The organism is Nonomuraea aridisoli (assembly GCF_003236395.1).
Classification (GTDB): domain Bacteria; phylum Actinomycetota; class Actinomycetes; order Streptosporangiales; family Streptosporangiaceae; genus Nonomuraea; species Nonomuraea aridisoli.
On record NZ_POUD01000253.1, the window covers coordinates 1 to 13,759 of the forward strand.

General features: G+C 67.3%; 16 protein-coding genes. 8 read left to right on the forward strand and 8 right to left on the reverse strand.

Features of this window, described 5'->3' with window-relative positions:
• Positions 1-330: 330 nt before the first annotated feature.
• Positions 331-843 (reverse strand): DUF4142 domain-containing protein, encoded by a 513-nt coding sequence (locus C1J01_RS38175; protein ID WP_111183834.1) that lies wholly within the window; start codon positions 841-843, stop codon positions 331-333.
• Positions 844-1,138: 295 nt separating this feature from the next.
• Positions 1,139-2,032, reverse strand: coding sequence for an LLM class F420-dependent oxidoreductase (locus C1J01_RS38180; RefSeq protein WP_111183835.1), 894 nt, complete (start codon positions 2,030-2,032; stop codon positions 1,139-1,141).
• Positions 2,033-2,249: 217 nt separating this feature from the next.
• Here C1J01_RS38180 and C1J01_RS38185 point away from each other — a divergent pair, with 217 nt between their 5' ends.
• The 3 genes from C1J01_RS38185 to C1J01_RS38195 all read left to right on the forward strand — a co-directional run bounded on the left by C1J01_RS38185 (position 2,250) and on the right by C1J01_RS38195 (position 4,706).
• Positions 2,250-3,116: a class I SAM-dependent methyltransferase gene (locus C1J01_RS38185; protein ID WP_235854933.1), complete on the forward strand. Its 867-nt coding sequence runs from the start codon at positions 2,250-2,252 to the stop codon at positions 3,114-3,116.
• A gap of 151 nt (positions 3,117-3,267) precedes the next feature.
• Positions 3,268-3,747, forward strand: coding sequence for a hypothetical protein (locus C1J01_RS38190; protein WP_111183837.1), 480 nt, complete (start codon positions 3,268-3,270; stop codon positions 3,745-3,747).
• Between the two features lie 29 nt (positions 3,748-3,776).
• Complete coding sequence (locus tag C1J01_RS38195) at positions 3,777-4,706, forward strand: YncE family protein (protein WP_220040295.1); 930 nt, start codon at positions 3,777-3,779, stop codon at positions 4,704-4,706.
• A gap of 378 nt (positions 4,707-5,084) precedes the next feature.
• On the opposite strand, the gene C1J01_RS38200 is transcribed toward C1J01_RS38195, so the two are convergent.
• On the reverse strand, positions 5,085-5,468 hold the full coding sequence (locus C1J01_RS38200) for a nuclear transport factor 2 family protein (protein ID WP_235854934.1): 384 nt from the start codon (positions 5,466-5,468) through the stop codon (positions 5,085-5,087).
• A gap of 303 nt (positions 5,469-5,771) precedes the next feature.
• On the opposite strand from C1J01_RS38200, the gene C1J01_RS50455 reads away from it, so the two are divergent.
• The 3 genes from C1J01_RS50455 to C1J01_RS38210 all read left to right on the forward strand — a co-directional run bounded on the left by C1J01_RS50455 (position 5,772) and on the right by C1J01_RS38210 (position 7,054).
• Complete coding sequence (locus C1J01_RS50455) at positions 5,772-5,954, forward strand: hypothetical protein (protein WP_181449204.1); 183 nt, start codon at positions 5,772-5,774, stop codon at positions 5,952-5,954.
• Positions 5,955-5,976: 22 nt separating this feature from the next.
• Entirely contained in the window at positions 5,977-6,135 is a 159-nt protein-coding gene (locus tag C1J01_RS50460; protein ID WP_181449205.1) for a hypothetical protein, read from the forward strand.
• Between the two features lie 130 nt (positions 6,136-6,265).
• Positions 6,266-7,054, forward strand: coding sequence for a class I SAM-dependent methyltransferase (locus C1J01_RS38210; RefSeq protein WP_111183840.1), 789 nt, complete (start codon positions 6,266-6,268; stop codon positions 7,052-7,054).
• A gap of 305 nt (positions 7,055-7,359) precedes the next feature.
• Here C1J01_RS38210 and C1J01_RS38215 read toward each other — a convergent pair whose 3' ends face one another.
• From C1J01_RS38215 to C1J01_RS38225, 3 genes are all read right to left on the reverse strand, one after another.
• Positions 7,360-7,800 (reverse strand): dihydrofolate reductase family protein, encoded by a 441-nt coding sequence (locus C1J01_RS38215; protein WP_220040296.1) that lies wholly within the window; start codon positions 7,798-7,800, stop codon positions 7,360-7,362.
• A gap of 149 nt (positions 7,801-7,949) precedes the next feature.
• Complete coding sequence (locus tag C1J01_RS38220) at positions 7,950-8,552, reverse strand: dihydrofolate reductase family protein (RefSeq protein WP_111183841.1); 603 nt, start codon at positions 8,550-8,552, stop codon at positions 7,950-7,952.
• A 43-nt stretch (positions 8,553-8,595) separates the two neighbouring features.
• Positions 8,596-9,345: a YceI family protein gene (locus C1J01_RS38225; RefSeq protein WP_235854935.1), complete on the reverse strand. Its 750-nt coding sequence runs from the start codon at positions 9,343-9,345 to the stop codon at positions 8,596-8,598.
• A gap of 67 nt (positions 9,346-9,412) precedes the next feature.
• Here C1J01_RS38225 and C1J01_RS38230 point away from each other — a divergent pair, with 67 nt between their 5' ends.
• Positions 9,413-9,961: a hypothetical protein gene (locus C1J01_RS38230; RefSeq protein WP_111183843.1), complete on the forward strand. Its 549-nt coding sequence runs from the start codon at positions 9,413-9,415 to the stop codon at positions 9,959-9,961.
• A gap of 982 nt (positions 9,962-10,943) precedes the next feature.
• Here the strand turns inward: C1J01_RS38230 and C1J01_RS38240 are convergent.
• The gene (locus tag C1J01_RS38240; RefSeq protein WP_111183844.1) at positions 10,944-11,726 is read right to left on the reverse strand and encodes an SDR family NAD(P)-dependent oxidoreductase; all 783 of its coding nucleotides are present in this window, start codon (positions 11,724-11,726) and stop codon (positions 10,944-10,946) included.
• Between the two features lie 635 nt (positions 11,727-12,361).
• The gene (locus C1J01_RS38245) at positions 12,362-13,195 is read right to left on the reverse strand and encodes an alpha/beta fold hydrolase (RefSeq protein WP_111183845.1); all 834 of its coding nucleotides are present in this window, start codon (positions 13,193-13,195) and stop codon (positions 12,362-12,364) included.
• 303 nt (positions 13,196-13,498) lie between these two features.
• On the opposite strand from C1J01_RS38245, the gene C1J01_RS38250 reads away from it, so the two are divergent.
• A partial coding sequence (locus C1J01_RS38250; protein ID WP_220040297.1) for a hypothetical protein occupies positions 13,499-13,759 on the forward strand: 261 nt, incomplete at its 3' end.

A 13,759-nucleotide genomic window follows, 5' to 3' on the forward strand; every position in this document is an offset into this window, starting at 1 on the left:
CCCCTGACCGACGCACCCCCCGTCGTCACCCACATCGCCTGGCCCGCCCACAGCCGCTCCCTGGCCCTGGCCGGTCTCATCCGCACCGCCACCCGGCTGTGACGATTCCGCTTGCCGGGACCCGTGGGATCTTCCAGGTCGTCCCCTTTCTTGACGCTCACCTTCTCGCTGCACTTCGCGCAGTGGAAGACGCCGCTCTCTTGTGCCTTCTCCCCGGCTTTGGCCGCCATGGTCGCCTCTTTTCGCACGTGGATCCCGTGGACCGCGCCACCGGCTCAGGGCGAGGCGCACGCTCTGCGCGAGAGCGTGCGCCGTGCCTGTCACCGCTCGTCAGTGGGCCTCGTCCGCGCGGAGCAAGGTGTCGAGGTGCATCTGCACGACGGGCCGGGCGTCGGAGGCGACCTTCTTCACCTCCGCGCTCGCCCCGTCGCGCAGCTGTTCGTCTATGGCCGCGAGCGTCTGGCGGTGACCGGTGATCTGAGAGGCCACCCACGCCTGATCGAAGTCCTCGCCGCTCTTGGCCTTCACCTGGGCGAGTGCGGCCCGCTGCTGGGGGTTCGGTGCGTCCGGCAGGTCCACGCCGGCCTGGTCGGCCTCCCGTTCGACGGCGCGATCGAGCGTGGTGTGGTCCCGGACCAGCATGGCGCCCAGTTCGCGGACCTCGTCCGTGACGGCCTCACCGGCGGCCTTTCCGGCCTGGATCTCGGCCAGGTTGGCCTGGTGCGCCTGGACCAGGAAGGTACGGTCCTGGTCGTTCAGTTCGGGTGAGGTGACCGCGCCTGCGGCCACGGGAGAGAATGCCACCGCCGCGACGGCGGCCGCCATCGTGATTCGTCTGGTCATCAACGCCCTCCACCAGTCGGCTCTTCGGGCCCAGGTCAGATGCCCTGCGCCGGTGAGGTGAATCCGTACGTCGACTGGTTGGGCACTTTCATGACGGAGTCTTGAGAGCGAGCATCCGGCGGTCGCGAAAAATCACACTTCGCTGGACCTGGCGCCACCCGGACGCCTGGGTAGGGCCATGGGTTGTAGGCGCCCGCCCGGCGGCTGGCTGCCGCTGAACGGCCCCGGATGGGCCGACGCGGCGTGCCGCCTCGACGAGGGTTCCGTGGCGTACGGGCCGTCGGTTCTGGTGCGTTCAGCTCAGGCCGAGGGCCGGGGCGAGTTCGCGCAGCGCGGGCAGTGGGTCGGCGGAGAGGTCGTCGCCGAGAACCTGGACAAGCACATGGTCGGCGCCCGCGTCCAGATGCCGCTTCACGTGCGCGGCGACCGCCTCGGCGTCACCCAGAGCCACCATGCTCTCGGCCAGCCTGTCCGAGCCGCCGACGACCAGGTCGGACTCCTCGAATCCCTGGCGAAGCCAGGACTTCCGGTAGTTCGGCAACTGTGAGTACATGTGCAGGTGCTGGTGCGCGCGGCGCAGGCCGGTCTCCCGGTCTGTGGTGAGCGCGACGGCCTGCTCGCTGACCACCCACTTGTCGGGGCCGAGCTGCTCGCGGGTGCTCGCGGTGTGCTCGGGGGTCACCAGGTACGGATGCGCCCCGTCGGCGGCGGCGCCGGACAGCTCGATCATCTTCGGGCCCAGTGCGGCCAGCAGGCGGGCCGGGCGCTGACCGCCCGGCTCGACCTCGGCCGGGAGCGCGTCCATGGCTCGCAGGTACTCCCGCATGGTGCTCAGCGGCTTGGAGTAGGAGCCGGCGTAGCCGCGCTCCACCAGAGGAGCATGGCTGACGCCCAGCCCGAGCACGAACCGTCCCGGGTGCAGCGCCCCGAGCGTGCGGGCGCCGGCTTCGCTGGCCGAGGCACTGCGAGCGTGGATGTTGGCGATGCCGGTGCCGACCACCAGCCGCTCGGTGCCGCCCAGCAGCGCGGCGGCCTGGGTGAAGGTCTCCTTGAGTCCGGCTTCGCCGTAGAAGAGCGAGGCGTAGCCGAGCTGCTCGATCTCGCGAGCGCGGGCGATCACATCGGTGATCGGCCACAGGTCGCTGGTCCACCAGACGCCGACGCGGGCCTTGAAGTTGATTTCGGCCATGCGAAGCTCCTATGTCGTGGCTGGATGGTTGTAGATGGGTCGAGCGGCTTGTGGAAGAGGCGGCGAGGAGGCCTTCCTCTGTGGTGTCGGTCGATAGCCGACACGCCCACCCGGGGGGTGGCTCTCCTTCCAGGATGGAAGGGGCGGCCGGCGGACACACTCCGGTGGGGCCATGTCACGCTCCTGCCAAGTTACCCCGTCCGGTTCTGATCCACTGGTGGCCGGCACCCTCCCGAGGTTCCGTGCAGGACCACGCTTTGCCCAAGCGGAACCCGGCGCCTGCCTCGCCTGCCGACGTTCAGCCGGCCTCGCGTTCGGCCGCCTGGAGCCGCCGCCCAACCGCCTGCCGGACCCGATCCTCGGCGACGCATACGCCGAGCAGGTGATGCGCCGCCTCGACCCCGGCTACGACAAGCGCAGATTCGGCACCAGCCAGATGGGCCTCGTCGCCGTGGTCCGTACCAAGGCCCACGACGACTGGGCCCGGAGCTTCCTCGCCGAGCACCCCGACGCGGTGGTCCTGCACCTGGGCTGTGGTCTCGACGCCCGGGCGTACCGGGTCGACCCGCCCGCCACCGTCGACTGGTACGACCTGGACTACCCCGCCGTCATCGAACTGCGGCAACAACTGCTGCCGCCGCGCGAGCACTACACCCTGATCGGCTCCAGCGTCACCGATCTGACCTGGCTGGAACGCGTCCCCCGCAGCCGGCCGGTGCTGATGATCGCCGAGGGCCTGGTGCCCTACCTGACCGAGACGGACGTCCGGCGGCTGCTCACCAGCGTCGTCGACGCCTTCCCGACCGGCCGGCTGCAGTTCGACACGGTGCCGGTCTGGGCGTGGCGCACCTCGAAATGGGACCCCACGCTGCGCAAATATGACGCCCAGTTCCACTGCGGCTTCAACACCCCGGCCGCACTCGCCGAGTGGCACCCCCGGCTCGAGTACGTCGACGAGGCGCCGATGTACGACTCACCGATACTGATGGCCAAGGCCCCCGCGAACGCACGCCGCATGTACCGCCTCCTGAACCTGCTGCCGGGCATGAAACGCTCCACCCGCATCGTTCGCTTCCGCTTCTGAGCGGGCGACTCACCAAGGCGCGCTGGCGGTCCGGCATTCGCGGGCGAGATGGTCTCGGCGCGCGGATCCTTCGGGCATGTGATCAGCGATCGGGGTCTAGTCCCAGGTCGGTGTCGATGTCGAAGGCGTTCCCGCCGGGGTGGGACAGGGGATGTCCGAGGTCGGATTCCAAGTCGAATCCGGCTTGTTCGGCGGCGAAGGCCAGTTCCGCCTCCTGCCTGCGGTGGACGGCGTCCTCGTGGTGGTGGTGAAGGCGCTCGGCGAGCTCGTGAAGAGGACCGTGATGCTGCTCCGGCATGGCATCGCTCATGATCCGCCATTGTCGGCGAGACCCGGGTCGGGCCACAACGAACGGCACATGAACGATGACGTTCATAGGGGTCATGCGCTCGTCAGCGAGGAGGCCCCGGACTGGGCGTTCTCCCTGTCCAAAGTGCCGCTGAAGTGCTGGATGGGAGCCAATGGATCTTTCGTCCTTTTAGGGTCGGGTTCATCGTGCCGTCGGGTCGAGTTCGTGTGGATGAACATCACGACGGTCAAAGTCTCCACGGGAGTTGAGGAGGGCGCCGAGCGCGCACGAACCCGTGTGCGGCCCGGGCGCCTTCTGACCCATGTGCCCCTGGAGGAATGATGATCGCCCGAGTCAATGTCGCTGCCGGTGTGGCGGCGTCGATCGCCGTCGGAGTCCTGGCGTTGAGCATGGTCGCCCCCGCCCAGGCATCTCAGCCTGCGCAGGCGCGCTCCGCCGCCGGTGTGGCGGCCGTCGCCGAGCCGCCGACCTTCACCGCCGCCCTTGCCAGGTCGTACGACACTTTCGATGCGAACCAGGCGGTCGGCGTCGACAAGAAGTACTTCTACGTGGTCGACAACCGTAAGATCACCAAACACGACAAGGCGACGGGCAAGCCTTTGCTGCAGTTCGTGTCCGACCCCGACGGTCCGATGATCCACATGGACAGCGCCGTGGTGGTCGGCGACAAGTTGTACGCGACGCACTCCAACTACGACCAGTCGCCGATGGAGAGCTCGATCGAGGTGTTCGACACCAAGACGATGCGGCACATCGACACGTACAGCTTCGGCATTTACCGCGGCTCGCTGACTTGGCTGGACCGCCACGACGGCGCATGGTGGGCGGGTTTCGCCAACTACGACGAGGTGCCCGACGGCGAGACCGAGCCGTACGGTGGCACCGACAACACCCAGATCGTCAAGATGAACGACGACTTCCAGGTCGTCGAGTCGTGGAACATCCCGAAGACGATCCTCGACCGCTTCAAGCCGATGAGCAACTCCGGCGGATCCTGGGGGCCCGACGGCCGGCTCTGGCTCACCGGTCACGACCTCGGTGAGGCCTACGTCATGAAGCTGCCGTCCGCCGGCGCCGAGCTCCAGTGGGTCGCCACCGTCACCCTGCCGAGCGTCGAGGGTCAGGGCATCGCGTGGGACCGTTCGGACCGCACGCCCGAGCTTTGGGCGATCAAGCGGTCCACCTCGCAGGCGCTGAGCTTCACCGTTCCGTTCCGCTCGATCGGCGACCCGGACACCCAGACCTGGCAGGTCTTCGGCCCGGGCCAGTTCCAGCAGTAATGCCTGCAAGGCCTTCGGGAGAGTCCAGGGGCCGCTCCATCACCGGCCAGAGGGGGAGGGCGCAGGGCGGAGAACCTGGGAGTTCGTGACGCTCGGCGGGTTTCCGTCCAGGGCGGGGCGCCGGCTGAAAGTCGTCGCTTCGCCGCTGGGAGTAGCCGGCCGTGCCCGCATGCGGGACCTGCTCTCTTCGCGGCGAGCGTCGGCCGCTCACTCTCGTAGCCGTGGTGAAGGGCCGTTTCTCACACTTCGGTGCGGTACGCAAGCTCATCGAGTCCACGTTCGTCACGCTCGACAGGCCGAGTCGGGCGCCCCGGCGCGGCTCAGGCTCGCGCAACAACGGAACGGCCCGGGGCGGTACCGGCGTTCCCCGAAGAGAGGTCAGTTCTTGCGTGTCCAGGCGGGCGTGATCCGCACCTCGCGGAATCGCCAGCCCGCCGGCGTCCGTACCGCGGTGCAGTACTGTCGCAGGCCGCCTGTGAAGTGGGGTGCTTGGCCGTCGCGGTAGTAGTACACGAGCGAGTTCGCCGAGGCGGCCGCCTGGTCGCCCTCGACGTTCACCAGCAGGTCGGTGGTTGTGTGCTGGGTGTGCTGCCCCTCGACCTCACCCTGTCGCATAAAGCCGACGACATTGTCGATGCCGCGGAGTTCGCCACCGCGCGGCGAGTGCACCGCCACATCGTCGGCGAAGACGGTGCCCGCATCCTCCCACCGCTTCTCATCGAGCAGGCGCGCGAAGCGGGTGAACAGGTCGGCGATCTCCATACGGTCGATGATCAACGTATCCGTGGACATGACATCCCTTCCGTTGGCGGATCCAACATTGGCGTAACCAACTATATAGAACTTGATTGGGTAAGCCAACGATCAAGGGTGACTGCCGTGGAAGAGACCCTGCACGCCGGTCGCTGACACGGCGATCTCCTCTGCCTTGTTCGGCCTGTGGCACATCCTCCCGGCCATCGACAGGGCCCGAGCCGACCAGGCTCTCGGCACCCTGACGGGCGGGCGGCCCATCTGGACACCGCGGGGCGTGGCGGGCGGTGTCGTGTCACAGCGGCGGCCAGGGTGCTGTTCCGCGAGCTGCGCCGCCACCGTGGCCTGCTGACGCCCGTGATGCTGCATCAGTCCACCAACTCGCTCGGCTATCTCTTCGCCCGGATCGCGGCCAATCTCAAGCCCGTACCCGTCGCGTCCGCCAAAGCCGGCTCTGAACGTCCATCCGGCATGGGGCTCACCGGAGGTCGATGACGGCGCGGTAGCGGGCGCGGCCGTGACGAACGTGATCGACGGCCTGGTCGATCTGATCGAGGGGGAAGACTTCGACCTGGGCGTGAATGCCGTGCCGGGCCGCGAAATCCAGGAGTTCCGGGTGACGGCGGGTGGCCCGACCACAGCCGAGACAGGGACTTCTCCGCGGGCAGGATGCTGAGCCGGCTGATGGTGAACGGGCTGGTGGGCACGCCGACCACGCACAGCTTTCCGCGCGGGCGCAGTGCGGCGAAATAGTCGTCCCAGGGTAGGTCGGCACCGACGGTGTCGAGGATGAAGTCGAACCGCCCATGCGCTTGCGGCACTTCGCGGGATCCACGATCTCGAATGACTACGACAGGATGGCCGAGGGACACGCGGCCGAGAACGAAACCAGCCTCCTCAACGCGTACTACGAGCGGCCCGCGATGCTGGAGCTTGCCGGGAATGTGGCCGGAAGACGCATCCTCCACGCTGGCTGCGGCTCAGGTGCCCTGTTCTCCGAGCTGCGCGATCGGGGCGCCATCGTAACCGGCGTCGACGCGAGCGCCGGGATACTGGAGCAGGCCCGGCAGCGGCTGGGCGCCGATGCCGATCTGCAGGTCGCCGACCTGGCCAGCCCACTGCCCTTCCCCGACGAGGCGTTCGATGACGTCATCGCGTCCCTGGTGCTGCACTACCTGGAAGACTGGGGACCGACGCTGGCCGAGCTGCGACGCGTGCTGAAGCCTGGTGGCAGACTCCTCGTCTCGGTCGACCATCCTTTCAGCGTCGCTCTCTTTCAGCACATGGCCGGGGAGAAGCCCAAGTACTTCGAGACCCGTAGCCGGACCGACGAATGGACCATGGGCGGGCAGGCCGTCCAGATGAGATTCTGGGACCGGCCGCTGCACGCGATGACCGAAGCCTCCACCGCAGCGGGCTTTCGCATCAGCATCCTCAGCGAACCGCCGTTTGCGCCGGAAGCCCGCGAGCTGTTCCCGGAGGAGCTCCGCGATATCGAGCCCACTCGCACGAGGTTCCTGTGCTTCTTGTTCTTCGTTCTCGAAGCCCGCCAGGCGCCCCGTGACGATCAATCATTCATGGCTTGGCGCTTGTAGAAACGGACCTCAAGACCGGAACAGCCGTTTCGGAGCTGCTCTGCTCCGGAGACGTGGTCACCGGTGTGGCGACTCCCGGACGGGACCACCATCCCAGAGCAAGAGGGGATCGGGATCGCTGTCCTCGACGAACATCTACGCCGTCACCTCGACTCCCTGACGTTCACGGAAGCCAGGACCATTTCTGGGCGAAACCTCGTCGCCTCACCACGATCCCGCTGGTCACTTACCTCTCGGCAGGGTTCGGGTGGTCAGGCCCGGCCGGTTATGGGCGGCCGGGCTCTGATCGGGAGTGACTTCGCGGGTCACGGGCGACGGATGCGGTAGCGCAGATGCGTGACGTGCTGCGTGAGTTCCTCGACCTGCGGCGTGGTCAACCGGCGGACCGGGTCGAGTTCGATGTGCTCGGCCGGCAGGTCGTCGAACAGCCGGCGTCCCTGCCCGAGCAGGACCGGTACGACGTGTAGTTCCAGCTCGTCGAGCTGCCCTGCCCGCAGCAGCGCCTGCGCCGCCCCGGCACCGTGCACCATCACGTCGCCGTCCCCGGCCGCCGCGCGGGCCTGTGCGGCGCACTCGCGGACGTCGGTGACGTAGCGGACGCTGCCAGGCGGCGGGTCGTCCGGGACGTCGTGGGTCAGGACGAAGACGGGGACGCCGTCGTGATGGTCGCCCTGCCAGCGGTCGGCGTGCTCGTAGGTGCGGCGGCCGGCGATGACGGCGCGGGTGGCCAGCACCTCGGTGTACACCTGTCCGCTGGGTCCCGGGGCGTTGCGCCGGTCGAGCCAGTTGAAGCCGGAACCCGCCGATTCCCATCGGGGTGTCCGGGCTGTCCTGAGGCCCGGTGACGTAACCGTCCAGGGACATGGTCATGTACAGCCGGATGAGCGCCATCGCCTCAACCCTCCGTTCTCACGCGGTAGCGCAGGTGCGTCACGCCCGGCCCGTCCGCGGCACGGAGCAGTTCGAGCTCGATGTGGTCGGGCGGCATGTCCTCGAAGAGCGGTTCACCCTGTCCGATCAGCACCGGGACCAGATGAATCTGCAGCTCGTCGAGGACGCCGGCGGCAAGTGCCAGCTGAGCGGTGCGGGCTCCGTGGACCAGTACGTCCTTGTCGCCGGCCACGTCCTTGGCCATGTTCATCGCGGCCGTTACGTCGCTCACATAGGTGACCCCGGGCCATTGCAGTTCGGGATCGGGGTGACGGCGGCTCAGGACGAAGATCGGCACGCCACCGTGGTGGTCGCCGCCCCAGCCGTCGGCGAGCTCGAACGTCCGTCGGCCGACGACGACCGCCCCGGTGGCCATGACCTCGTCCATGACCTCACGGTTCACGCCCGCCAGGTGATCGAGGTCTCTCCTGTGAGCGGCGTCGGCATCCGGCAGAAACCACTCATGCAGCCGATGCCCTTCGTCACCGAGCCCGTTGCCCGGCGCCGCGTTCGGCCCGGCGATGAACCCGTCCACCGACATCGACATGTGCAGCACGGTCTTGCTCACGTTTCCGGTCCTTTCAGTACGTCCGACGTGGGTGCGACGAAAGTCATCGCGGGTCCGATTCGGTGGTCGTGAATTCGATCTCGATGGCGATCTCGACGGGGTCGGCGACCACGACGTTGCCGGCGCCGAAGCCGAGCTGGATGTCGATGCCGAACGCGGCGCGGCTGATGGTGGTGGTCGCCGAGAACCCGGTCCGCTTCGCGCCGGAGGGGTCGTCGACCACGCCGAGGAACTCGGCCTCCATCTCGACGGTCCTGGTGACACCGTGCAGGGTCAACTCGCCCACCAGGATGAAGGTCTCGCCGTCGAAGCCGCGGATCTCGGTCGAGGTGAATTCGATCTGCGGGTACTTTGCCACGTCCAGGAAATCGGACGACCGAAGGTGCTGGTCGCGCTGTTCGTTGCCGGTGTGCACGGAGGCGGGGTCGATGAGGGCGGTCACCCGGCCGCCGCCCTCGCCGACGCTCAGCGCCGCCGAGGCGAGCTCGAACGTCCCCCTGACCTTGCCGACGCCCATGTGGCGGACCTTGAACGAGATGTCGGAATGAACGGGATCGCCGACCCAGGCGACGGCGGCCAGGGGGCTATCGACGGTGATCACGCGTAGGGCTCCCTTTGTGCGGCCCGGCCTGCCCGGGCGATTACTGATATGCGCCCAGCATGCGAGATCGTCCAGCCGGGTTGAATCCCAGATTTCTGGGATGATGCCGCCGATCGTCATAAGATTCCGATCGTGGCCAACGCGATGGCGGCGCATGCGCGCGTCCGCGAGGAAATCGTCAGGCTGGCTCACCGAGGGTTGCCCGTGCCGGAGTTCTCGCGGATGAGTTGCGGGTGGTGCTCGCCGGCAGCACGGGGACATGGGGCAGCTGACCGTGTTCCGGGAGGCGAAGCGCCCGTACTTCTCCTTGGCCGAGGTGGAGTTCGTGTCGTCGATCGCCCCGCTGATCACCGATGGGCTACGGCGCGGCCTGTTGCTCGGTGGCGCACAAGCCGGTGACGACGACGTCGATCTGCTGGTCCTCGACGCCGATGACGGCGTGCGCATGTCCAACAAGGCAGCGGATCGTTGGCTTGACGAGCTGGGCATCGGTGACAGAGCGGGCGCCCGGCTGCCGCTGGTGGTCTCCGCTGTCGCCCGCCAGGCCCGTTCCCTCTGTGGCCCGGCAACGAGTGCGGCACCTGCGCCGACCGATCTCCGGCCGGCCAGGGCCCGAGCGCGCACCCGGGCCGGTCAGTGGCTGATCCTCCGAGGCTCGCTGCTGATCGACGGTCCGGAACCGCAGGTCGCGGTGCTTGCATGGATGCACCGGAACGAGCCACTGGTTCCGGGACACTCATCACCAAGCAGGAGGCCGGCAATGAACGGCGACATGCCCCTCGACGACGAGCGGCAGACCGCACTGTGACTCCGGACGCAGCCATCGCCCGCGCCCTCGCCATCGGGCCGGACTCCTCCGCGGCCGAGCGCACGATCGACACCGCGGAGGCGATTCGTGTCTTCGGGGGCAGGGTTACGAGGGGGCTTCTCTGAGTGACCCCACTGCGGCCATGGGTATCAACAAGCCGAGCCTGTACATCGTGTTCGGCAGCAAGAAAGAGCCTGTTCAAGCGTGCCGTTGCCCGTTACAGGGGCACTTCAGCGTACGCGGCGGGCACCTTGGAGGAGCCGACCGCGTATGCCGTGATCGAGAGCCGAGAAAGCGCAGGTCAAGTCAGGTGTGGAATGGGAGGGCGCCCGGGGCTCCAGCCCGGAGTCTACGGATTAGAAGTCCAGAGCATCTCGCTCAGGCGCTTTTCTGTTGAGTAATCCCCGGTCACACCCAAGCTGTTTTGGTGCTGGCGGAGCAACTTGGCAGTGCGGGAAGCCTCGTCTCGCCTTCCCAGGGACAGTTGCAGACGAATGATCCGGAAGTAGGTCTCCTCGGTATCGGGATCAAGCTTGCGGGCTCGCTCCAGCGTGGCCAGTGCTCATTCGGCGTCCTCCTCTTCGAGAAGGTCCGACAATTGGGCCAGGACGTCGGCTTGGGAGCGCGTGAGCGGGTAACGCTGATCCTCAACCACTCCGCGGTAAGCCCTTGGGCGAGTTCGCCCGTGCAGAGCTCGGACTCCCGCGCTCAATCCGTGGAGGCCATGGTTTGTCCAGTCTTGGTTTGTCGCGTTGTCCTAACTCCTGACTCCGAGCCGGTATTCACAGGAACGAGTTGGCTCGCGCCCGGCGCGGCAGTTGTGACCAGCGGATATCGCTTGACGCGTGCCATGAGGCCGGGCGTCGATACCGCCGCCCGGCCTCCCGATGGCCCGCCTGGGGCGTCGTGCGGGGAGCAGGCGCCGGGTGACGGAGAACCGTCCCCGGCACGCGGAGGCGCTGTAGGGAGGGCCGCGGGTGGCTCAGGGGTTTACCGTCGGGGGAAGGTGCAGGACCTGGTTCAGCCCGCCGTCGACTGTGATGGCTGCGCCGTTGACGTAGCCGGCTTCGGGGCTTGCCAGAAAGGCTACGACGGCGGCGATCTCCTCGGGTGTGCCCATGCGGCGCATGGGGATGTGCGCCGAGTACGCCTCGAGGGCGCCCGGGAGGTCGGCCAGTGGACCGGTCATGCCGGTCGGGTAGATCACACCGGGGTGCACCGTGTTCGAGCGGATACCATCCGCGCCGTGTTCGATCGCGATGCTGGCGCTCAGGCTTTCCGCGGCGCTCTTGGCGGCACCGTAAGCGGGCTGGCCATAGTTGTTGCGCAGCGCGTTGGACGAGCCGATGTTCACGATGTTGCCCTTGCTCCTCTTCAGGTGCGGGATGGCGGCCTTGGCCGCGTAGAAGACCGCGCTCGCGTTGACGGCGATCATGTCCTGCCAGGTCTGCGCGTCCAGCCCGGCGAACAGGCCGACGTCGCTGGCGCCCGCGCAGTTCACGAGGACGTCCAGGCGGTCGAACGCTTCGACCGTCCCGTCGACCAGCTCGATGACAGCCGCCTCATCGCGGACGTCGACTATTCGCTGGACGATCGTGCTGCCCTCAGGCGCCTGCTTGACGGTTCGGCTCAACTTCTCCGCGTCGCGCCCGGCGATGACGACCGTGGCGCCTTCCTCGGCGAATCGTAGAGCGATCGCGGCCCCCATGCCGGACCCACCCCCGGTCACCAGCACGACGCGGCCAGAAAACCGATTGAATCCCATATTTACATCTCCTTTGAGCGCTTCACATATAAGACGTTTGTCAAACGTTGAGCCGGCCACGGGCGTTCAAATTCATCGAACCAACGGAACCGGCTACAGAGTTTCGGGCTGCGGTCACTTCTTCGACCGCGGTCTGCGGCGCCGGTGAGGCCCGCGCGAGCCGGACGGCAAAATCGGCGATGACCTGCGTGGACCGCCCCGGCGAAGTTGGCGGCTAGACCGCTTTGCTCTCGGCCGCCGGGCCGGTGCCGGCAGTCGATCGGTGGAACATCTCCTCATACTCAGCCGGAGGAACGTTTCCACAATGTAGCCGCTCGGAATTATGCCAGGAAGCCCATTCCATTGTGGCTATCGCCACATCCATGACGCCTTTCCGGCCGCCGTGGAAATCGATGAGCTCCTTCTTGCGGCGACTGTTCAAAGACTCGGCAGGGTCCTGGACGAACGCTGCGTACACCCAGCCCGCCGCGGTCGCGACGTAGGCGATGTCCGCGACCCACGCGACGGCGCGTCCACGACGAAGTCACGTTCCAGCACGACACAGACAGGCTCCACACCGAACCGGTCGCGATGAGCGTCAACGAACTCGACTGGCGCGGCAGTTTCGGATCGAACTCCCGGGCGAAGAACTCCAGCTAACCCGGGGCGATCCAGGCCGTCACGGCATCGGCGAATTCGGCTGGTTGTTCCAGGTGGCCGAAGTGTCCGCTGTGTTCGAGTTCGACCAGCTTCGAGCCAGGGATCGAGGTGTGCAGTGTTTTCGCCCAGCGCGGTCCGCAGATGAAGTCGTGGGTGCCGGTGACGATGAGGGTCGGGGCGGTGATCTCGCCCAGCCGTGGGCGCAGGTCGAACGGTTCGGAAGTCTGTGGCACCAGCCAGGCCCGGAGACCGTTGAGCAGATCGGCGAATTCGGAGCGGCGGCGCGGGAAGTCGGCGAAGTACGCCGGAATCGCCTCGCGCAGTGCGGAAGTCAACGTCTCGTCGTCGGTCGCGGACGTCAGGCGCTGGAAGGCAGCCGGGATCTCCGGGTCGACGGAGGCGTACGCGGCGACACCCGCCATGGCCGCTTCCCAGAAGTCCGGTCCGGTCACCGCCGACGTGTCGTACAGGATCAGACCGGCCACCCGGTCCGGATGGTCGAGGGCGTAGCGCTGGACGATGAAGCCGCCGTGTGAGTGGCCGAGAAGGTGGACCCGGGGTACGGCAAGGTGCTCGACCACGGCGTCGAGGAATGTGACGTAGGCGTCGAGGCTGTACGAGGGCAGGCGTCCCGAGTCACCGGTGCCGACCGGTTCCAGATAGACCATGGTGCAGCGCTGCTCCAGCAGCGGCATCCGCAGGTAGGACCAGCCGGTGCCGGGCCCACCGGAATGTGCCACGCAGACCGGCCCCCGGCCCGCCACGTGGTAGACCTGCCGGACACCGTCGACGGTGATTTCGCGGGTGTCCAGCGTGACATCGGTATTCAAAAAGTCCTCCGATCAGGATGTGACGGTCGATCTCGTCCAAGTGGTCCCGGGCCATGAACGCATGGTGATCGGTGAACTCGCCGTTTAGCGCCTGCTTCGGAGGCGCTGCGGCCTTCTGGCATCGGGCTCATGCCGTCAGAGTAGCACGGGACGAGACAGAACGTTCGGTCTTGACAAGCTCGCCAGGTGCGGCCAGGATGTGACAGAACGTTCTCCTTCCATGTCGTGGAGACATGACCGCACCGTGTCGCAGGAACGTTGCACCCGCTTCGTCGAAGCACAGTTGACCCGAAAGGCCACATCATGCGAATTCGCATCCCCGGTCGCGTTGCGCTCGCCGCCGGCGCCCTCGCTCTGCTCGGTGCCACCACCGCGCCGGGTGTGGCGATGGCCGCCAGTGAAGGATCTTCTTCCGCTGCTGCTTCCCCGAAGCCGAACATCGTCCTCGTCCATGGAGCGTGGGCGGATTCCTCCAGTTGGTCATCGGTGATGGAGCGACTGCGCAAGGACGGCTATCCGGTGCGCGCCATCGCCAATCCCCTGCAGGGGCTCACCAGCGACACG

Bases quoted from the DNA above. Each gene is read 5' to 3' on its own strand.
- C1J01_RS38175 (WP_111183834.1), bottom strand. From the start codon at position 843: ATGACCAGACGAATCACGATGGCGGCCGCCGTCGCGGCGGTGGCATTC.
- C1J01_RS38180 (WP_111183835.1), bottom strand. From the start codon at position 2,032: ATGGCCGAAATCAACTTCAAGGCCCGCGTCGGCGTCTGGTGGACCAGC.
- C1J01_RS38190 (WP_111183837.1), top strand. From the start codon at position 3,268: ATGTCCGAGGTCGGATTCCAAGTCGAATCCGGCTTGTTCGGCGGCGAA.
- C1J01_RS38200 (WP_235854934.1), bottom strand. From the start codon at position 5,468: ATGGAGATCGCCGACCTGTTCACCCGCTTCGCGCGCCTGCTCGATGAG.
- C1J01_RS38210 (WP_111183840.1), top strand. From the start codon at position 6,266: ATGCGCTTGCGGCACTTCGCGGGATCCACGATCTCGAATGACTACGAC.
- C1J01_RS38230 (WP_111183843.1), top strand. From the start codon at position 9,413: ATGGGGCAGCTGACCGTGTTCCGGGAGGCGAAGCGCCCGTACTTCTCC.
- C1J01_RS38240 (WP_111183844.1), bottom strand. From the start codon at position 11,726: ATGGGATTCAATCGGTTTTCTGGCCGCGTCGTGCTGGTGACCGGGGGT.